At 72.2% G+C, this 20,292-nt stretch carries 14 protein-coding genes and 1 other RNA gene; 3 read left to right on the top strand and 12 right to left on the bottom strand.

The features are described from left to right. Position 1: 1 nt before the first annotated feature. From DEO23_RS04775 to recR, 3 genes are read right to left on the bottom strand one after another with little or no spacing between them, the layout of a single operon-like run. Positions 2-2,107 (bottom strand): NAD(+) synthase, encoded by a 2,106-nt coding sequence (locus tag DEO23_RS04775; RefSeq protein WP_109274896.1) that lies wholly within the window; start codon positions 2,105-2,107, stop codon positions 2-4. A 42-nt stretch (positions 2,108-2,149) separates the two neighbouring features. Next, positions 2,150-3,895, bottom strand: coding sequence for a hypothetical protein (locus DEO23_RS04770; protein ID WP_133249835.1), 1,746 nt, complete (start codon positions 3,893-3,895; stop codon positions 2,150-2,152). 7 nt (positions 3,896-3,902) lie between these two features. After that, positions 3,903-4,496 carry a recombination mediator RecR gene (gene recR, locus DEO23_RS04765; RefSeq protein ID WP_109274894.1) on the bottom strand — a complete coding sequence of 198 codons (594 nt, stop codon included), beginning with the start codon at positions 4,494-4,496 and terminating at the stop codon, positions 3,903-3,905. A gap of 170 nt (positions 4,497-4,666) precedes the next feature. Here recR and DEO23_RS04760 point away from each other — a divergent pair, with 170 nt between their 5' ends. Next, entirely contained in the window at positions 4,667-5,185 is a 519-nt protein-coding gene (locus DEO23_RS04760) for a GyrI-like domain-containing protein (RefSeq protein ID WP_109274893.1), read from the top strand. 33 nt (positions 5,186-5,218) lie between these two features. On the opposite strand, the gene DEO23_RS04755 is transcribed toward DEO23_RS04760, so the two are convergent. From DEO23_RS04755 to ffs, 5 genes are all read right to left on the bottom strand, one after another. Beyond that, positions 5,219-8,617: a DNA polymerase III subunit gamma and tau gene (locus tag DEO23_RS04755; protein ID WP_109274892.1), complete on the bottom strand. Its 3,399-nt coding sequence runs from the start codon at positions 8,615-8,617 to the stop codon at positions 5,219-5,221. 92 nt (positions 8,618-8,709) lie between these two features. Beyond that, the gene (locus DEO23_RS04750) at positions 8,710-9,750 is read right to left on the bottom strand and encodes a hypothetical protein (protein WP_109274891.1); all 1,041 of its coding nucleotides are present in this window, start codon (positions 9,748-9,750) and stop codon (positions 8,710-8,712) included. Positions 9,751-10,120: 370 nt separating this feature from the next. Beyond that, positions 10,121-11,545 carry a TIGR01777 family oxidoreductase gene (locus DEO23_RS04745; RefSeq protein WP_109274890.1) on the bottom strand — a complete coding sequence of 475 codons (1,425 nt, stop codon included), beginning with the start codon at positions 11,543-11,545 and terminating at the stop codon, positions 10,121-10,123. 165 nt (positions 11,546-11,710) lie between these two features. Next, entirely contained in the window at positions 11,711-13,252 is a 1,542-nt protein-coding gene (locus DEO23_RS04740) for an alanine/glycine:cation symporter family protein (protein WP_109274889.1), read from the bottom strand. Between the two features lie 189 nt (positions 13,253-13,441). Further along, an RNA gene (gene ffs / locus DEO23_RS04735) (signal recognition particle sRNA small type) lies at positions 13,442-13,538 on the bottom strand. A gap of 213 nt (positions 13,539-13,751) precedes the next feature. Here ffs and exaC point away from each other — a divergent pair. After that, positions 13,752-15,275, top strand: a complete 1,524-nt coding sequence (gene exaC / locus DEO23_RS04730) for an acetaldehyde dehydrogenase ExaC (RefSeq protein WP_109274888.1) — start codon at positions 13,752-13,754, stop codon at positions 15,273-15,275. Positions 15,276-15,383: 108 nt separating this feature from the next. Continuing rightward, complete coding sequence (locus tag DEO23_RS04725; RefSeq protein WP_109274887.1) at positions 15,384-15,902, top strand: DUF779 domain-containing protein; 519 nt, start codon at positions 15,384-15,386, stop codon at positions 15,900-15,902. A 27-nt stretch (positions 15,903-15,929) separates the two neighbouring features. Here the strand turns inward: DEO23_RS04725 and DEO23_RS04720 are convergent, their stop codons facing one another. The 4 genes from DEO23_RS04720 to DEO23_RS04705 form a co-directional block, all read right to left on the bottom strand. Next, positions 15,930-16,625: an LrgB family protein gene (locus DEO23_RS04720; RefSeq protein ID WP_109274886.1), complete on the bottom strand. Its 696-nt coding sequence runs from the start codon at positions 16,623-16,625 to the stop codon at positions 15,930-15,932. Continuing rightward, positions 16,622-17,098 carry a CidA/LrgA family protein gene (locus tag DEO23_RS04715; protein WP_109274885.1) on the bottom strand — a complete coding sequence of 159 codons (477 nt, stop codon included), beginning with the start codon at positions 17,096-17,098 and terminating at the stop codon, positions 16,622-16,624. Before DEO23_RS04715 ends, DEO23_RS04720 begins: the two co-directional genes overlap by 4 nt. 88 nt (positions 17,099-17,186) lie before the next feature. Continuing rightward, on the bottom strand, positions 17,187-18,779 hold the full coding sequence (locus DEO23_RS04710; protein WP_109274884.1) for an AbgT family transporter: 1,593 nt from the start codon (positions 18,777-18,779) through the stop codon (positions 17,187-17,189). Positions 18,780-18,882: 103 nt separating this feature from the next. Continuing rightward, entirely contained in the window at positions 18,883-20,247 is a 1,365-nt protein-coding gene (locus tag DEO23_RS04705; RefSeq protein WP_109274883.1) for a M20 family metallopeptidase, read from the bottom strand. Positions 20,248-20,292: the final 45 nt, after the last annotated feature.

The following is a 20,292-nucleotide window of genomic DNA, read 5'->3' as shown; positions in this document are numbered from 1 at the left end:
CTCAGCTCGTGACGTCGGAGCCGTCGTCCCCGGGGACGTCCCGTTCGATCTCGGCGAGCCAGGCGCGTCCGGCGACGTCCGAGGGCATCCGCCAGTCACCGCGGGGTGAGAGCGATCCACCGGCGAGCACCTTCGGCCCGTTGGGGACCGCGGAACGCTTGAACTGGTTGGAGAAGAAGCGGCGGACGAAGACGGTCAGCCAGTGCTTGATCTCCCCGCGCGTGTAGGCCCGGCGGTCCTCCTCCGGGTAGCCCACGGGCCAGTCGCCCGCCTCGACCTCACCCCACGCCTGATGGGCGAGGTAGGCGATCTTGCCGGGGCCGTAGCCGCGGCGCAGGAGGTGGTAGAGCGTGAAGTCGTGGAGGGCGTAGGGGCCGATCGAGTCCTCGGTGGACTGCGCCTTCGTGCCCTCGACGTGCGGGATCAGCTCGGGGGTGATCTCGGTGTCCAGCACGGCCTGCAGCACCTCGCCGGTGTGCGCATCGAAGATGCCCTCGCTGATCACCCAGCGGATCAGGTGCTGCATGAGGGTCTTGGGGACGCCGGAGTTCACGGTGTAGTGGCTCATCTGGTCGCCGACCCCGTAGGTGCACCAGCCCAGCGCCAGCTCGGAGAGGTCGCCGGTGCCCACGACGATGCCGCCGTGGTGGTTGGCCAGGCGGAACAGGTAGTCGTAGCGCAGGCCGGCCTGGACGTTCTCGAAGGTCACGTCGTAGACCGGCTCGCCCTCGCCCGCCGGGTGGCCCATGTCCTTCAGCATCTGGGTGCATGCGGGCCGGATGTCGATGGTCTCGAAGCTCGCGCCCAGGGCCTCGCCGAGCAGCTCGGCGTTGGAGCGGGTGCGCTCGGTGGTCGCGAAGCCCGGCATCGTGTACGCGAGGATCTCCGAGCGGTCGCGGCCCAGCAGGTCCATCGCCCGCGCGCACACGATCAGCGCGTGCGTGGAGTCCAATCCGCCGGAGACGCCGATGACGGGCCGGGTGCCGCCGGGCTCGCCGCCGCCGATCGCGCGCAGTCGCTGGACCAGCCCTGCGACCTGGATGTTGTAGGCCTCGTAGCAGTCCTGCGCGAGGCGCGAGGGGTCGTCGGGCACGAACGGGAAGCGGTGCAGGGGGCGGCGCAGAGGACCGGAGTCGGGGCGTCCCTGCCCGCCGTCCGTGCCCGCATCGAGGTGCGTGGTGTGTACCGTGACCCGGTCGCTGCCGGACACGGTGCGGCGGTTGTCGTCGAACGTGCCCTGACGGCGCCGTTCGGCGACCAGCCGGTCGAGGTCGACGTCCACGATCGTCGCGCTCGTCCCCTGGGTGAAGCGCGGCGACTCCCCCAGCAGGTCCCCGCACTCGTAGGCGAAGGTCTGCCCGTCCCAGGCCAGGTCAGTCGTCGACTCCCCCTCGCCGGCGGCCGCGTACACGTAGGCGGCGAGGCAGCGGGAGGAGGCGCTGCGGGCCAGCAGCTTGCGGTCCTCGGCGCGGCCGATGGTGATCGGGGAGCCCGAGAGGTTCAGCAGCACGGTGGCGCCGGCGAGCGCCGCCTCGGCCGAGGGCGGTACGGGGACCCACATGTCCTCGCAGACCTCCGCGTGCAGCACCAGGCCGGGTGCGTCGACGACGTCCACGAGCTGACGCACACCGAAGGGCACGTCGCGCCCGGCCTCGCCGACGCCGCGCAGCGTGATCCGCTGGTCGACCACGTCGTCGCCGGGGGCGTACCAGCGGCGCTCGTAGAACTCGCGGTAGGTGGGCAGGTTCGCCTTGGGGACCGCACCGAGGATGCGGCCGCGGTGGATCATCACGGCGGTGTTGTACACGCGCGAGCGCCAGCGCAGCGGGGCGCCGACGACGAGGACGGGCCGCAGGTCCCGACTGTTCTCCACGAGCGTCGCGAGGGCCTCCTCCGTCGCGTCGAGCAGGGGCTCCTGCAGCACGAGGTCCTCGAGCGAGTAGCCGGTGAGGCTCATCTCGGGGAACACCGCCACGGCCACCGACTGCGCCTCGAGGTCGGCGAGGGCCTCCAGGTGGCGACGGGCGTTGGTCGCGGGGTCGGCCACGGCGACCGGGAGGGTCACCGCGGCGATACGGGCGAAACCGTGGTCGTAGATCGAGGTCACGGGATCAGCGTACCCACGCAGCGCCGAAGTGGCCCGGCCGCCTCAGGGCTCGCGCAGCTCCGTGGTCGAGGTGGGGACGGCATGGCCGCTGCCCCGCTGTCGCGCAGACCCTGCCGACGGCCCGCCCTGCGCCCCGAAATCGGGCAGGGCGAGAGGGTCGCCGGTGGCCTGGCGCCCTGCCCCCGTCCCGGCGTCGGAACCCGAGGGCACGCCGGGCACGCCCGCGTCCGGAGCGGCGACGAGCGGCCGCAGATCGTGCTCGGAGGCCGTGGCCTCGCGCCGACGACGGATCTCCGCGATCACGACGGGATCCTGCGCGCGTTCCTCCCGGGTGCCCAGGAGCGGGGCGACCAGAGCGGTCGGGGTGCGGCGGCGCATGTAGCGCCCTGCCGGACCGTAGATCACGTAGCGCAGGTGGTGGCGCATCGCCCAGGTCCCCGCCAGGCCGATCAGGGGCACCAGCACGAGCACGTCGAGCACGAGCCACACCCAGCCGACGGCCGTGAGCACACCGCCGAGGCCGAGCGCGAGTCCCAGCACGATGACGGCGGTCAGCGCGATCCCCGCGTGCAGGGTCCCCGTCCAGGTCGCGACGGCCCCCTCCCACGGGTTCACCTGCACCCTGTCCGACCAGGAGCGGTAGGTGCGCTGGTCCGTCACCCTCCTGCGGTGAGGGCGCGCGAGCCGCAGCGCCACCAGCGGCGCGATCGCCAGGGCGCAGACGGTGATGCCGCCCAGCGGCACGGCGACCGCCAGCAGCTGCCAGGGCAATGCGGAGGGTGAGGACTGCTGCCAGGCGCTGGTCTCGGCGATCCGACCGAACAGCACGACGACGTCCGTCAGCGCGAAGACCAGCCACGCGAGCGCGAGCCCCGCGGGAACGACGAAGCGCATCCAGGCGCGGCCGGTGACCGTGAGCGCGCGCAGGCCGGCGCCCGGGCCGAGGTCGTCATCGGCGGGCGGGAGGTGACGACGGTCCTGTGCCAGCAGCCGGTGCGCCGCACCGGGACGTTCCTCGTGGGGGCCGATCATCGCGGCGGTCTCGAGCGCCGCCGGGGCGGGGCAGTGCAGCACCCGGGGTGCGCTGTACCAGCGGCGGAGCGCGAGACCGGCCAGCAGGGTCAGGCCGATCCCGATCGCGAGCATGCTGAGGGCCCCTGCGCTCAGCGCGCGCCAGTGCAGCGGGGCCCGACAGATCACCGCGAGGACCAGCAGGGCGATGGTGCCGTGGGCGGGGGCGATCAGCGGGAGAGCCGCGCGCTGGGCGACCGAGCGCTGGAAGGACGTCTCGCTGAGGTGCTCGCGGGGCCGCACCCGCCCCACGAGCGCTGCGGAGAGGGACAGCAGGAGGAGCGACAGCGCCGTCGCCAGCAGCGGCACCGCGATGACGGCGAGGAGGAGCCCACCGCTGCTGAATCCCGTCACCACCATGGCCTGGCGCAGAGCATGGGGACTGCCCAGGGCCGCCAGCAGGGACAGCGCCCAGTAGGTGGGCGCCGCTCCCAGGACATAGAGGACGACCAGGCACAGCCACAGCCCCCAGAGGATCAGGGCCGGCGCCCAGCAGGCACGCACCAGGGTGCGCAGCAGCGCCCGTCGGGAGTCCACCAGGTATTCCTCGGGCAGCACCGCGGCGGGGTCGGTGGGCGGCAGTCGGCGCGGAGGGTCCAGGTCCTGCAGAGGGGGCGCACTGCCGGGATGCATCGTCAGCGGAGCAGGTGGGCGCGAGCCCCGGTCGGCGGGCTGCTGCGACCTCGGGGGCTCCGGGACGCTGCTCGGCGTGCTCATGTGCAGCTCACACGCTTCGCCGGCCCAGGAAGGCGCGGCCCAGGGTGAGCTCGTCGGCGTAGTCGAGGTCGCCGCCCACGGGCAGGCCGGAGGCCAGGCGCGTGACGGTGATGTCCATGGAGCCCAGCAGACGCGAGAGGTAGGAGCTGGTCGCCTCGCCCTCGACATTGGGGTCGAGCGCGAGGATGACCTCCTCGGTCTCGCCGCTGCCCAGGCGCTTCATCAGCTCGGCGATCCGCAGATCATTGGGGCCGACGCCGCCGATGGGGTCGATGGCGCCGCCCAGCACGTGGTAGCGGCCCTTGAACTCGCGGATCCGCTCGATCGCGACGATGTCCTTGGACTCCTCGACCACGCAGATCACGCTGTCGGAGCGGCGCGGATCGGAGCAGATGCGGCACAGGGTCTCGGCCGAGACGTTCCCGCAGACCTCGCAGAAGCGCACGGTGTCCTTGACGCGGATCAGCACGTCGGCGAGCGTGCGCACGGAGTCCTCGTCGGCGTCGAGCAGATGGAATGCGATGCGCTGCGCGGATTTGGGACCGATACCGGGCAGCTTGCCGAGCTGGTCGATCAGGTCCTGGACGATGCCTTCGTACACCCTGCCACTCTAGGCGAGCAGGCGGACGTCCCCGGCGAGACGCGGCGTGCGTGTGAGAGGGTCCGGTCACGTGCGGCGAGCGGACGCCGCCGGCCGCGGCGAGGATCGCAGCTCTCGCCGTGGGCCGACGCCGCGGCTAGGGTGAGGCCACGCGACGAAGAGGAGCTGCGATGACGTCCCTGCCCGCCCCGTACGACGCCGAGGATGCGGTGACCGAGCTGCGGATCATGGACGCCCCCGAGGTGCCGACGGCGGTGGCCAAGTACGGCGACTTCCCGGTGCACAAGCTTCCGCAGCTGATGGACGGCGTGTTCTCCCACCTGACGTCGGCGCTCGAGGCGGCAGGCCTGCGCGCGATCGGCCCGGCCTTCTCCCTGCACCACCGCTTCCCGGTGGACACGGCCGACATCGAGGTCGGCGTCCCGATCGACGCGGCGCTGACGGGCGACCTCGAGCTGCCCAGCGGGCACACGATCACCGCCTCGGCCCTGCCGAGCGGCCGGGTGGCGATGCTCAGCCACCTGGGCGGCTACGCGGCACTGGGCGAGGCATGGGGCGGGTTCATGCACGCCGTGGGCGAAGAGGACGAGCAGTCCCGCTACCCGATCTGGGAGCTCTACGTCTCCGATCCTGCCAAGACCAAGGACCCGAGCACCCTGCGCACCGACCTGTTCTCGCTGCTCGAGTGAGCGTCAGGGGCACCGGCCAGGGGCGATGACTCCTCAGCGGGTCTCGTCGATGACCTCGAGGACCTTGCCGCCCAGGACGGTCTCGGCGATCTCGCGGCCGCTGCGCGTGGCGACCTGCACGTCCTCGTCGTACCAGGTCGCACCGCCGGTCGGGTCCTCGTCCTCGGGAGGCGGCTCCGGCGGATCATCCTGCGCAGGGCCCCGGCGCCGGGTCTGCTGCTGTCCCCGCGACGCCAGCGCCGCCTCCCGGGCGAGAGCGGCGCCGGTCGACCGGGTCGCCGGGTTCTGGTCGCTGGGAGCCGGCGATGCCGAGGTCGCCGACGGGGCGGGTGACGCTGACGGGGCGGGCGTCGCCGACGGCGCGGATGTCGCCGACGGGGCGGGGGCCGCCGAGGGAGCCGCGGCGGGTCCGCCACCCGAAGGACCCCCGTCGCTCCAGCTCTCGTCGTCCCCGTCCCGCTCGGCGGCGAGGTCGGGTGCGACGTCATCCGTCCCGGCATCCCCGGGTTCGGCGGGGCCCGTGGGCCGGTCGGGCCCGTCGGCGGGGCGGTCATCGGCCGCAGCGCCGAGGCTCGGCTCCGTCTGCTCCTCTGCCGCGCGGAGGGGCGGCAGGGAGCGCACCGTCCGTCCCTGGGCGATCGCGAGCTTCAGAGCGGCCTGCCCGTGAGTGCGCGGCTCACCGTCCGGAACGCTGTCGCGCCCTTCGTCGTGGACCTCGAGCACCTCGCCGGCAGCATCACCGGAGGCATCCACACGCTGCGCAGGTGACTCCGTGGGGCTGTCGGCGACAGGCTCCGGTGCGCTGGCCGCGGACGCCGGCTCCTGACCGCGCAGTCCGCTGCCGCCGGGCAGGTCGCTGCTGTCCACCACGTTCCCCGACGGCGCACTCCGCGGGGCCGACGGTGCGGCATCCTGCGGGTCCGGCGGGTAGGCGTCCTCCGGCTCCGGTGGGTACGGGTCGTCATCGGGCTCGGGCGGGAAGTCCTCGGGCCGCGGCGCCGCAGCCCCCGGCCCCTGAGCGTTCCCCCGCGGAGACCCCGCGGGCGCGGGACGCTCGGTCGCGGGCCGGGACGAGGCGCCTCGTCCGTCAGCCGCACCCGTGGGCGCCGGTGCGTCCGGCGCCGCAGTGCGGTCCCCGGCCCCGCCGCTGCGTCCACCGTCGTTCCCGGCGCCGACGCTCGTGCCGCCCGCCGCAGGACCACCGCCGCCAGGGCCACCGCTGCTTGGGCCACCGCCGCTCGGGCCACCGCCATCGGGGCCACGACCCGCCGGTCCCCCGCCCGCAGGTCCGCCGTCCGAGCCGCTGCTCGAGCTGTCGTCCGAGGGGTTCTCGTCCACGACCGCCTGGACCGTGACGTCCATGTGCAGGATCTTGCGCACGGCCTGCGCGAGATTCTCCGCTCCCGTGCCGCGGCCGAAGGCGTTCAGCAGGCCGGAGGAGCGGAAGCTGATGGTCAGCTGCGAGTCGTTCAGGCTCGCGACGCTCGCGTGTTGGGAGACGAGCGCCCACGCGGGCCGCCGGATCTGCTGCAGCGCGTCGAGGATGGCCGACCAGTTCTCCCGGACCTGCTGCGCCCCGTCGCCGCCGCTCTGACCGCCGCCGTCCCCCGGGGCCGCCGTGCTGACGTCGGATGTCGGACCCGACTGCGGGGGCGCCTGGTCCTCGGACGTCGATGCCTGCCCTCGCTGGCCCTGTGGTGCCGAGGTGGGAGTCGGCGCGGGCGCTGCGTCGGCCGCAGGCGCGAGGCCCGGAGCGGCGGAGCCGTCACCACTGCCTCCGCCACTGCCCTCGGCGCGGGTCCCGGACGGATCCGCAGCCGGTCCGGTCGTCCCGCCACGCGGGGTGCTGCCCGGGATCGCGGCGATGGGGCCCCAGTCGTCGTCGGCCGCCGAGGATGCCGAGGCCGTCGCGGCGCTCGGAGCACCCGACGCGCTGGAGGCCGTCGCGGAACTCGGCGCACCGGCGGCATCCGGAGCTCCGGTGGAGTCCGGGCCGACGCTCGCGCTCGACCTCGTCTGCGGATCCGAAGTGGGTTCTGTCTGCGCCGACCGGCCCTGCGCCGCCTGGCCCTGCGCCGACCGGTCCTGCGTGGACCGGCCTTGCGAGCTGCGGGGATCCGTCTGCTGCTGCGTGCCCGTTCCCCATCGGGCCTCCGCGCCGCTGTTCTGAGAGCCGTTGCTGCGCGGCAGCGCGGCCCGAGCCGCGGCTGCTCCGCGGGGAGCTCCCGGGGCGGCGTCTCCCCCGCCGGCGGTCGCGCCGGCCGAACCCCCTGCACCGCCGCCTGCGCCCCCTGCGGGCGCGGCGCCGGCGACGGGAGCGGACTGGACCTGCTGACCCCGCAGCAGCAGCCGCGCCGCGAGCAGCTCGAGGTGCAGACGCGGGCTGGTGGCGCCCGACATGGTGCTCAGCGCCTGGTTGACCAGGTCGCCGCTCAGCGAGAGATCGGCGACGGGGAACCAGCTCACCTGTTCGCGCATTCGCTCGAGCTCGTCGGCCGGGGTCTGTGGGAGCAGCTCGTGGCCCCGCTCGGGGACGGCGGCCAGGACGATCAGGTCACGCAGCCGTTCCAGCAGGTCCTCGACGAAACGGCGAGGCTCGTGGCCGGTCTCCAGGACGCGCTCGACCGCCCGGTAGAGAGTCCCGGCGTCGCGGCGCCCGATCGCGGTGATCGACTCGTCCAGCAGGGAGGTGTCGGTGAAGCCCAGCAGGCTGATCGCGGTCGTGTAGTCGACGCCCTCCTCGCCGGCGCCGGCCATCAGCTGGTCGAGCACGGAGAGGGTGTCGCGGGCGGATCCGCCGCCGGCGCGGACCACGAGCGGCAGTACGCCCTCGCCCACCTGCACGCCCTCCGCCTCGCAGACCTGCTCGAGGTAGGGGGTGAGCACCTGCGGCGGGATCAGGCGGAACGGGTAGTGGTGCGTGCGCGAGCGGATGGTGCCGATGACCTTGTCGGGCTCGGTGGTCGCGAACACGAACTTCACGTGCTCCGGGGGCTCCTCGACGAGCTTCAGCAGGGCGTTGAACCCGGCCGAGGTCACCATGTGCGCCTCGTCGATGATGAAGACCTTGTAGCGGTCGCGCGCGGGCGCGAAGGTGGCGCGCTCACGCAGCTCGCGCGCGTCGTCGACGCCGCCGTGGCTCGCGGCGTCGATCTCGACCACGTCGAGGCTGCCGGGCCCGCCGCGCGCGAGGTCACGGCAGGAATCGCACTGGCCGCAGGGAGAGTCCGTGGGCCCTTCGACGCAGTTCAGGCACCTCGCGAGGATCCGCGCGGAGGTCGTCTTGCCGCAGCCGCGCGGCCCGGAGAACAGGTAGGCGTGCCCGACCCTGCCGTTGCGCAGAGCCCGCATGAGCGGCACGGTGACGTGGTCCTGGCCGATGACCTCGGCGAAGGACTCAGGGCGATAGCGACGGTACAGAGCGGTGACCACCCGACAAGGCTAACCGGGCGGTGGGACCGTCGGTGCCCGTGTGGACGGACCACGGGACGGCACGCCGAAAGGGTCACGCTCCCATCGACCGACTACTGCTCCTGCTTGCCGGCTCGCTCCTCCTGAGCATCCTGCTCAGCCTCCCCGTCGTGCACGTCCTCCTCGTCCTCCTCGGGCGAGCTGTCTGCCGCTCCCGACCCCGACTGCATCCCCTCGGGCCGCCGGGCCTTCTCCAGACGGTCGCGACGGTCACGGATCCCGGCGATCGTGACCAGGAAGACGACCACCACGACCAGGACCGGGACCAGCCAGTCGAAGACCCAGCCCGGCAGGTCGAGCCCCAGGTGGATCTCGGGGATCCATCCGAACAGCAGGTCCCACAGACGGTTCAGGGCGCTGCGCACCGGGTCGAGCACGACGTCGATCAGGTCGAGCACCGGCCGGATCAGCCCGCCGACCCACTCCCGGATCCCCCGTGTGGCCTCGTCGACCCAGCTGGTCACCGGTGCCGCTCGTTCGGCGATCCATCGCTTCACCGGATCGAGGAGACCGGACAGCAGAGCGCCGATGCCCAGCAGGGGCAGGAGGTAGCGCATGGCCTGGGCGCCGGCCGCGATCAGTCCGAACCGCACCGGGTGCTCGGCCTTGCGGGCCTCCCGGGCGGCCGAGGTCGATCCCTGCTCGGGGACCAGCGGGGTGCCGCGCAGCTCCTCCGCGCCGACGACGTCGACCTCGCCCGCCGCGCCCGGCAGGGCCGTGCGCACCACCAGCTGCTCCCCGTCCTTCATGCGCCCCTTCTCCGTGGGGCGGCGCACCGTGATCCGGTGCCGGAAGAGCCCCTCGTCGAACCGGATCGCGAGCCCGTCCTCCGTGGTGACGTCCTCGGCGGAGTCCTTCGTGGCGAGGGCCTTCTCGGGCTTCGGCGTGTGGCGCACGCCGTCGATCACCACGTCGACCTCGGTGTCGAGGAAGCGGTGGCGCACCTCTGCGACGTAGTCGTGCCCCTGGCGGCTCCCCTCGTAGCGCACATCGGCGCCGAAGCGCGTCGGTGCGAAGTCACCGAACGGGACGGCGTCCTCCGACGTCGTCCCGGGCGCGCCCTTCGTCTCGTGCGTGGTCCCCTCGTCCTGCATGCCTCCATCGTGCCGGTACCGGCCGCGCCGAGGGATCGTGCGAAAGCATCACCGACCGCCCGACGTGGGTCGGGCGGTCATCCCGATGGACGAGGGACGCGGTGACGGTGCACTGCGCTCAGGACGTGGCCCCGGTGCAGCGTCCGAGCAGGGCGCGGGTGGGGCCCGGGTGGGGTCCGGGTGGGGCCTGGGTGGGGCCTGGGCGCGGTCCGCGGGAGGAGCTGGGGCCGGAGCCGGGGCCGCGCGCAGGGATCGTGTCGTTCGATGGTTCCTGGTGAGGTCTCGAGCGCTCAGGGACGTCGAGACCTCACCGGAAGCCATCGAACGAACCGCCGCGCCGGGTCGACACCTCACCGAGCGACCCCCGCCCTCACGCCCCGCGGTGCAGGACGTGCCGCAGCGCCTCCTCGAGCTCGGGATACTCCGGAGCGAACCCGCTGCCCAGCAGGCGTGATGCGTCGACGTCCTGGTCGGCGCGGACGAGCTCGCGGGCGCCCTCCCGCCCCAGGACCAGCGCGGGCCCGAAGGCCGGCGTGGGAATCAGAGCCGGGCGGTGGAGCACCCGCCCCAGCGTGCGAGCGAACTCTGCCGAGGAGACCGGCTGCGGACCGACGGCATTGACCGGCCCCGAGAGCTCGTCGCTGAGCAGTGCGTGCGCGTAGGCGCGCACCATGTCGTCCAGCGTGATCCAGCTGATCATCGCTCCGCGCGCGGCGAGACGGCCACCGGCGCCCGCGAGGAACAGCGGGATCTGCGGGAGCAGCGCCCCTCCCCCGTCGGACAGCACGATGCCGGTGCGCAGGTGCACCACGCGCACGCCCGCATCGATCGCGGGGCGGCTGCTCGCCTCCCATGCCCGACACACCTGGGCGAGCACGTCGTCACCGGGCGCGGCGTCCTCGGTGAGCTGCTCGCCGGGCCTATCCGCTCCGTAGTAGCCGATCGCGCTGGCCTGCAAGAGGACGCGGGGCCCGTCGCTCATGCCGGCGAGGGTGCGGGCGATCAGCTCTCCGGTGCTGGTGCGCGAGGAGAGCATCTCCTGCTCGGTGCGTGGGGTGAAGCGGCTGGAGATGGGGCGTCCCGCGAGGTTCACGACCGCATCGACGCCCTCGAGGTCCGCCGGGTCGAGCAGCCCGCGCTGCGGGTCCCAGGCGATCTCCCCGGGGCCCGCTTCGCGACCGCGGACCATCCGCAGCACCGTGTGACCCCCGGTGCGCAGCAGCGCGGTGAGCTGGGTTCCGATCAGGCCGGAGGCGCCGGCGATCGCGACCGTGAGGCGCGGGGCCCGGGCGTGGCGGGCGTGGAAGGCGAGGTCGTCGTGCAGCTGGGCGGAACGGAAGGCGAGCATCTGCCCGATGGAGCGGCGGGCGGTCCACTCGGCCCGCCCGCGCGACAGGGACCCGGCGAGGTCCGTGGCGGCGGGGAGCTCGACGTCGAGGTGGTCCTCGAGGACCGAACGACCCGCTCCCGCGCCGCTCATCGTGTGCTCGTGGCGCCAGGCCCGGAACGGTCCGGTGACCTGCTGGTCGACGAAGCGGTGGACGGCCTCGTCCCCCTCCCCGACGTCATCGCGTTCGGCATGGCGCAGCTCCCAGGTCAGGTGCGCGGGGCCGGGGAGCGCCGGCGGCCCCAGCAGCACGCGGGTGCGTCGGCCGACGTCGAGTCCTCCCGCTTCGGGATCGGCGATCCGCGCGATCCCGGGAGGTGTCAGTCGCACGAGGGCACCGGGGCGCTCGTGCCAGGTCAGGACGTCCTGGACGGGGTGCTGGAGCTCGGTGCGGTGGTCGATGCGCATGGACCCTCCCAGGGTCGGCGTCGGGACGGGCATGACAGGGTGAGCACGACGCTACGCCCCTGCGCAGAACGACGTTCGTGCGCCTGCTCCGAGGAGCAGACGCACGCAGGTCACGGCGGGGCGGGGATGCGGGGTCCGGATGCGGACCCCGCGGGAGCTCCCGGCTCAGTCGAGGGCGGGCACTCCGGTGCGTCCCTCGCCGGCGCGGGAGTCGGTCCGCTCCTCCCAGAACTCGGCGTTGCGGATCTGCAGCGGACGCGGATCGAACTGGGGATCCTTGCCCTCTCGCTTCTGGCGTCGGTAGTCCTTGAGCGCCTTCAGCGCGGGGACCTGCAGGACCAGGATCGCGAGGATGTTCAGCCAGGCCATGGCGCCCACGCCGATGTCACCGAGCGCCCAGGCGGTGCCGGTGCCGGTGGACAGGCCACCCACCAGGACGGCGATGACCATGAGCACGCGCAGCGCCCACACCAGGGCGCGGCGCACCGAGTGGTTGGGGACCCAGCGCATGAGGTAGGTCAGGTTCGTCTCGGCCATGTAGTAGTAGGCCACGATCGTGGTGAAGGCGAAGAAGAACAGGGCGAGGGCGATGAACGAGGGCCCCACGCCCGGCAGCACGGTGTCGAAGCCGGCCTGGGCGAACCCGGGGCCCACGGGCACGGAGTCGGCCACATTGCCCGGACCCTTCGTGAGGATCTGGGAGGGATCCTCGACAGCATCCGTGTAGACGCGGTACATGCCCGTGGACAGGATCATGAACGCGGTCGCGGAGCAGACGAACAGGGTGTCGACGTACACCGCGAAGGCCTGCACGAAGCCCTGCTTGGCGGGGTGGGACACCTCGGCGGCAGCGGCCGAGTGGGGGCCGGTGCCCTGACCGGCCTCGTTGGAGTAGAGGCCGCGCTTGACGCCCCAGGAGACGGCGAGGCCCCAGATCGCGCCGTAGACGGCATCCAGGCCGAAGGCCGAGCTGAAGATCCCGGAGAAGACGGGCACGATCTGGTCGGCGTTCACGAACAGCACGACGATAGCGGCGAGGATGTAGATGACGGCCATCACCGGGACCACGAGACCCGCGAAGGTCGCGATGCGCTTGACGCCGCCGATCACGATCAGCAGCAGCAGCGCGAGCACCACGACGGTGGAGATCCACTGCGGCAGGCCCCAGGCTCCGAAGGCCGAGACGGAGATGCCGTTGGCCTGCACACCGGGCAGGAAGAAGCTCATGGCCAGCACGGTCACGATCGCGAAGACGATCGCGTAGACGACTGAGAAGCCCTTGGCCGCGGTGTGCTTGTAGGCCTTCTCGATGTAGAAGGCCGGGCCGCCCCGGTACTCACCGGTGTCGCGGTCGCGCTCCTTGTAGATCTGGCCGAGCGTGCACTCGATGAACGAGGTCGCCGACCCGAGGAAGGCCATCGCCCACATCCAGAACACAGCACCCGGCCCGCCGAAGGCGATCGCAGTGGCGACGCCGGCGATGTTGCCCGTTCCCACACGACCGGCCAGGGAGATCATCAGCGACTGGAAGGAGGAGACGCCGCTCTCCGACTTCTCGCCCTTGACGATTTGCCGCAGCATGTCGGGGATGTTCGTGACCTGGAGGAGCAGTGTCCTCGCGGTGAAGTACAGGCCTGCACCCAGGCACAGGATGATGAAGGGCGTGCCCTGGATGTGTCCGGACAGCCATGAGATGACGTCGCTCATGCGGGGTGGCTCCTGAGGAGGGGGCAGGGAAGGTCACTGAGCAGTGTGACGCACCTCAATGCCGCACGCCGCCAATTCGGGACTTGTTGCGCAATCGAGACCGAACACCCGGCCCGGCACCGTCGCGCACTCCGGACGCGCCCCTCATCGCCTGCCCCACCACGCCCCGGGGCTCCCTGCGCCCAGGCATGCGAAGACCCCTCGCGCACCTGCCAGAGCCCACCTGCCCTTGCTGCCGTCAGGCCCTGGGGGAGTTCAGTGAGGTGACACCACGCGAGGGGTCGCTCATGACTCTACCGAAAGGGCGCTTCCCGCGCGAACCCCCGGGGCCGCACCGTGCGACGGAACACGCAGGAGGTCGCGCACTTCGAGGGCCGACGACGGGATGTCACGGCCCACCCCGGCGCCGTAGGATGGTGACCCCGGTCACGCGATCCGGAGCCTCTGCGTTCCACCCCTGCGCGACCCACCGATGGAACCGATCTCAACGAGGAGAGTCATGACCGTCTACGCACGCCCCGGGACCGACGGAGCGAAGGTCTCCTTCCGCTCGCGGTACGACAACTACATCGGCGGCGACTGGGTGCCGCCCGTCAAGGGCGAGTACTTCGAGAACCCGACGCCCGTCACCGGCCAGACATTCTGCGAGGTGGCCCGCTCCACCGCCGACGACGTCGAACTCGCCCTCGACGCCGCCCACAAGGCAGCGCCCGACTGGGGGAAGACCCCGGTCGCCGAACGCTCGGTGATCCTCAACAAGATCGCCGACCGCATCGAGGAGAACCTCGAGACCCTCGCGGTCGCCGAGACCTGGGACAACGGCAAGCCGATCCGGGAGTGCCTGAACGCCGACCTGCCGCTGGCGGTCGACCACTTCCGCTACTTCGCCGGCGCGATCCGTGCCCAGGAAGGTGCCCTCTCCCAGATCGACGAGGACACCGTCGCCTACCACTTCCACGAACCGCTGGGCGTGGTCGGCCAGATCATCCCGTGGAACTTCCCGCTGCTGATGGCCACCTGGAAGCTCGCCCCCGCGCTCGCGGCCGGCAACTGCGTGGTCCTCAAGCCCGCCGAGCAGACCCCGGCCTCGATCTTCGTGCTCATCGAGCTGGTCGGGGACCTCCTGCCCGAGGGTGTCCTCAACGTCGTCAGCGGCTTCGGCGCCGAGGCCGGCAAGCCGCTGGCCTCCAACAAGAGGATCGCGAAGATCGCGTTCACGGGTGAGACGACCACCGGGCGCCTGATCATGCAGTACGCCTCGCAGAACCTGATCCCGGTGACCCTCGAGCTGGGCGGCAAGAGCCCGAACCTGTTCTTCGACGACGTCGCGAGCGAGAAGGACGCCTTCTACTCCAAGGCCCTCGAGGGCTTCGCGATGTTCTCGTTGAACCAGGGCGAGGTCTGCACCTGCCCCTCCCGCGCGCTCGTGCAGAACGGCATCTACGACTCCTTCGTGGCCGACGGCCTCGAGAGGGTGAAGGCGACCAAGCAGGGGAACCCCCTGGACACCGACACCCAGATCGGTGCCCAGGCCAGCAACGACCAGCTCGAGAAGATCCTGTCCTACATCGACATCGGCACGCAGGAGGGGGCGAAGATCCTCACCGGCGGCGAGCGTGCCGACCTGGGCGGCGACCTCTCGGGCGGCTACTACGTGACGCCGACGGTCTTCGAGGGGAAGAACTCGATGCGCATCTTCCAGGAGGAGATCTTCGGGCCGGTCCTCGCGCTGACCTCGTTCACCGACTACGACGACGCGATCAGCATCGCCAACGACACCCTCTACGGGCTCGGGGCGGGACTGTGGTCGCGCAACCAGAACACCGTCTACCGGGGTGGCCGCGCCATCCAGGCCGGACGCGTGTGGGTGAACAACTACCACTCCTACCCGGCGCATGCCGCGTTCGGCGGGTACAAGTCCTCCGGCATCGGCCGCGAGAACCACCTGATGATGCTCGACCACTACCAGCAGACCAAGAACCTGCTCGTCAGCTACTCCGAGGACGAGCTCGGCTTCTTCTGATCGGGGGGTGGGGAGGGTGGCCCACGCAGGCCGCCCTCCCCACCGACCACCGACCACCGACCACGTCGTCGCACGATGTCCCCGATCTCACCGGAACGGAAGGATCCCATGTCATCCCAGCCATCCACCCCTGCGCCGGAACCGGCACCCCAGGCCGGACAGCCGCCGGCGCCACCGCTGCCCGAGCCGACGTCGGCCGACGACGTGCTGGAGGCCGATCCCACGATAGAGGGCGAGGACTTCTCCCGGGTCGCGTTCACCCGCGATGCGGTCGTCCAGCTGCAGCGTCTCGTGGACCGCAACGGGCCGCTGATGTTCCACCAGTCCGGGGGCTGCTGCGACGGCTCCTCCCCCATGTGCTATCCGGCCGGGGACTTCATCACCGGGGACGCGGACGTGCGCATGGGCCACGTCGAGGTCCCGCTGCCCGACGGCACGACCAGCCCGCTGGACTTCTGGATGAGCCGCGAGCAGTTCGCCTACTGGCGCCACACCCACCTGACGATCGACCTGGTCGACGGGCGCGGCGGGGGCTTCAGCCTCGAGTCGCCGGACGGCAAGCGGTTCCTGACCCGCAGCCGGATGCTGCCCGAAGGCGCAGCGCCCCGCGAACAGCTGGACGTCTGAGGCAGTCGACCTCGAGGGCGTCCGCTCTCACGCCACCCAGGCGGCCACCAGCGGCAGCACCGCCGTCATCGCCAGGGCGTTCAGCACCATGGCGGCGCTCGACCAGCCGCCCGCAACCGGCGACTCGGCGAGCGCACGGGACGTGCCGATGCCGTGGCTGGTGAGTCCGATCGCGAAGCCGCGGGCCCGCTCGTCGCGCACGCCGGCGAGGCTCAGCAGCAGCGGCGCGAACACGGCCCCGAGGATCCCCGACAGGATCGTCAGCACGACGGCCAGCGACGTCGAGGCCTTCAGGGTCTCGGCGATCGTGAGGGCGACGGGGGAGGTCACCGATCGGGGCAGCACGGAGCGCAGGATCGTCGCGTGGGTGCCGAAGACGGTGAGCGCGCCGATGGTGACGCCGAGGCTGACCACGGCCCCGGTGAACAGGGTCAGCAGCACCGCGGGTGCCGAGCTGCGCAGGGCGCGGCCGTTGGCCAGGAGCGGCAGGGCGAGAGCGACGGTCGCGGGGCCCAGCAGCAGCGTCAGCACGGTGACCTGGCGCAGGTACTCCGCGTAGCTCAGGCCGGTGGCCTCGAGGACGAGAGCGACCACGGTGACGGTGACGAACACGGGCGTCAGCAGGGCAGGACGCCCCCGCCGCCCGTGCAGCCAGAGCGCGCCGAGATAGACGACGAGGGTCAGGACGAGACCGAAGACCGGCAGGTGGATGATCGTGCTCATGCGCCCGCTCCCCCGGTCGCCTGATCTCCCGCAGCGGTCGGGCCTCCGTCGGGCGCCCGTCGCCCGCGCTCGGCGCCGCGCCGGTCCTGGCGCCGCAGCAGGGCCTGCAGGAGCCTCCCCGCCACCAACAGGGTGATCACGAACGATCCGCCGACGGCGAGCGCGATCGGAAGGGCGTTGCGGGCGAGAGCCGTCATCTCGACCACGACCCCGACACCGGGGGGCACGAACAGCAGCTGCAGATGTGCCAGCAGCGGCGTCCCGGCGGGTTCGGCGGCGCGCAGGATCCCGCGGGTGCGCGGCCACAGCCCCAGCAGCACCAGCAGGACGAGCCCGAGCACGACCCCGGGCACCGGGAGGTGCAGAAGGGCGGTCAGCGACAGGCCGATCATCTGCAGGAGCAGGAGGATCGCGAGGCCCAGCAGCACCGGGGGCAGATCGCGGGTTCGCCGTGCGCTCTCGCGGAGGGTCATCCCGTCTGCCACCTCTCGCTCCGGAGCCGAACTGCAGCTCGCGAGTCTACCGATCCCGGGCCCTGCCGATCCTCGGAGGTCGCGGCCCTCAGTTCCCGCTGAGGTGGATGCCGTTGCCCGGTCCCAGCGGCAGGTCGGCGAAGAAGAACACGGCCAGGATCACCGTCCAGGCGATCCAGAACGGGACCACGAAGGGGAGCATGCGCGCGAAGAGGCTGCCGAGCCCGGCCGCGGGCTCGTACCGGCGCAGCATGCCCAGCAGCACCACCATGTAGGGGTTCATCGGGGTGATGACCTGGGTCGCGGAGTCGCCCACGCGGAAGGCCGCCTGCGTGAAGGCGGGCTCGTAGCCGAGCAGCGCGAACATCGGCACGAAGACGGCCGCCATGATCGTCCACATGCCCGAGCCGGAGATGATGAACAGGTTCAGGATGCTCGCCAGCAGGATGAAGCCGATGACGGCGCCGAAACCGGTGAGGCCGATGTGCTCGAGGCCCTCGGCGCCGGTGACGGCGATCCAGGAGCCGATGCCCGACCAGTTGAACAGGGCGATGAAGTTGCCCAGGATGAAGGCCAGGACGATGAAGGGGAGCATCTCCTTGAGGGCATCGCTCATCATCCGCACCGCATCGCCCGTGGAGCGCAGCACCCCGGTCGCCGCCCCGTAGACGACGCCGAGCACCACGAAGTAGGCGAACACCAGGAAGACGATCGAGTCCAGCAGCGGCGAGGTGGGGAGGAAGCCGCCGTCCTCGTTGCGCCACGGGGACCCGGGCACCAGCGCCGCCACCAGCACGATCGCCGTCAGCACGACGCCCGCGAGGATCGTCAGCAGCAGCCCGCGGCGCTCGCTCCGGCTGAGCTCGGCGCGCATCTGCTCGGCGGAGTCCCCGGAGCCGGTCGGCCCGTCCTCGAGGGTCTCGTCGCGGGGGATCCCCTGGCGCACCAGGCGCGGCTCGAGGATGCGGTCGATGATGAACCCGGCGATCAGCGCCAGGATGATCGAGGAGACGATGTTGAACCACCAGTTCGACACCGGGTTCACGGTGGTCGCGCCCAGGCCCGAGACGGTGTCGATCACGGAGTTGGTGATGCCGGCGAACAGGGCGTCCAGGCTGGTGGGCACGAGGTTCGTGGAGTACCCGGCGCCGGCGGCCGCGAAGCCTCCCAGCAGTCCCGCCACGGGGTGGCGACCGGCAGCCTTGAACACGAGGGCCGCGAGCGGCGGCACCACCACGAACGCCGAGTCCGACATGATCGAGGCGATCACGCCGACGATCCCGACCACGTAGGGCAGCAGCCAGCGCGGCGAGGAGCCGAACATCGCGCGGATGCCGGCGGCGAGCAGCCCCGAGTGCTGGGCGATGCCGATTCCCAGCAGGATCGGCATCACCGTGACCAGCGGCGGGAAGCCCATGTAGTTCTCGCCGAGGTTCGTGGTCAGCCAGGCCATGCCCTCCCCGGTGAACAGTCCCTTGATGACCGTCGCCTCGTCGGAGCCCGGCACGGTGACCTGCACCCCGGCGAGCGCCATCGCGGTCGAGACGATCCCGGTGATCGCGAACAGGATCAGGAACAGCATGAACGGCTCGGGCAGCTTGTTGCCCGCCCGCTCGACGACGTTCAGCAGCCGGTCGGTGCGCGTGCTCGGGGCGGTGTCTGAGGAGGCGGTGCGGCTCATGGGTCTCTCCTGGTCGGCCGAGGGATGATCGGCCGGGGTGGGGATCGGGGGCGGAGGATTCCGAGGGGCCGGGTCGTTCGCGGGGCGGTCGAACCGGTGGGGGTCAGTCGAAGTAGTGGGGCACGTCGATCGCGCCTCCGGCGTCCTCGAACTCCCGCCGCACGGCGGTGGCGAGCTCGGGGTCGTGGAGCACGTCGAGCACGGTGGCGGCCAGGCCGTAGGCGCCGTCGGCCGCGGCGGAGCGAGCGAGGTCGCTGGTGGCGGCCTTGGCGAACTCGCGGGTGTGCAGGGCGACCCCCGGATCGGACACGTGGATCACCGGGTGCATGCCGGGGATGCGGAAGCTGACGTTGCCGAAGTCGGTGGAGGCGGCGAGGGTCTCGGAGACCACGCCGCGCGGCAGCGGGTCCCGTCCCCGGCGGCGCTGGGACTCGACCCAGCGGCCGGTCAGGGCCTCGTTGGTGCGCACGGGCAGGGAGGGCGGGTGCTCGTCCCAGCGGATGTCGACCCCGCACCCGGTCATCAGCGCGGCGCCGCGCGCCACGTCCTCCACACGCCGGGAGAGGTCGCGCAGGGTGGCGGGGGCCAGCGAGCGCACGTAGAGGTCCAGGCGCGAGCGGTCGGGGATCACGCTGGCCCGCTCGCCGCCCTCGCGCACCACGGCGTGGATGCGGTCCGAGGGCGGGGTCTGCTGCCGCATCAGGCCGATCCCCTGGTACATGAGGCTCGCGGCGTCCAGGGCGTTGCGGCCCATGAAGGGCTGGGCGGAGGCGTGCGCGGTGTGCCCGGTGAACTCGACGGTCAGGGTCCGTCGCCCGAGCCACGCCTGGTCGGCCAGGTCGTACCCGGCGTAGGGGTGGGCCATGACGGCGGCGTCGAGCCCCTCGAAGGCTCCCTCGCGTGCCATGTACTCCTTGCCGGTGTGGCCCTCCTCGGCGGGGGTGCCCAGGAGCACGACCCGCCCCGGGACGGCCGACGGGTCCTCTGCCGCGAGGCGGGCGAGCGCCAGGAACGCGCCGACGCCCATCGCGGCGATCACGTTGTGGCCGCAGCCGTGCCCCACGCCCGGCAGGGCGTCGTACTCGGCGAGGATCGCGAGGGTGGGGCCGTCCCCCTCGCCGCGGATCTCCGCGCGCACGGCCGTGTCCAGTCCGAACACGCCCACCTCGGCCTCCAGGGCGTGGTCCTCCAGGAGCGTGCCGATGGCGGCGGCCGAACGGTGCTCGGCGAAGGCCGTCTCGGGGTGGGCGGCGAGGTCGAGCATCAGGTCGACGATCGCGCCGGCGTCGGCCGCCACCGCGTCCTCCAGGCGCCCGTGCAGCACGTCCCCCGCACCGGAGAAGTCGGAGCCGGGATGCGGGGCGAGAGTGCGCAGTGCCTGCTCGCGAGCGGCATCGAGCTCGGCGAGGTACGCGCCGGAGGCGGGAGCGGGACGGACAGCGGGGGCCGGGGAACGATCATCGGGCATGGCCAGACCCTAATCGACGAGCGCCGTCGGGAGAGTTTCGTCCCA

Source organism: Brachybacterium endophyticum, assembly GCF_003130585.1.
Lineage (GTDB): Bacteria > Actinomycetota > Actinomycetes > Actinomycetales > Dermabacteraceae > Brachybacterium > Brachybacterium endophyticum.
The sequence above is the reverse complement of the archived record's forward strand: the minus strand, read 5'-3'. Positions and strand labels throughout refer to the sequence as shown.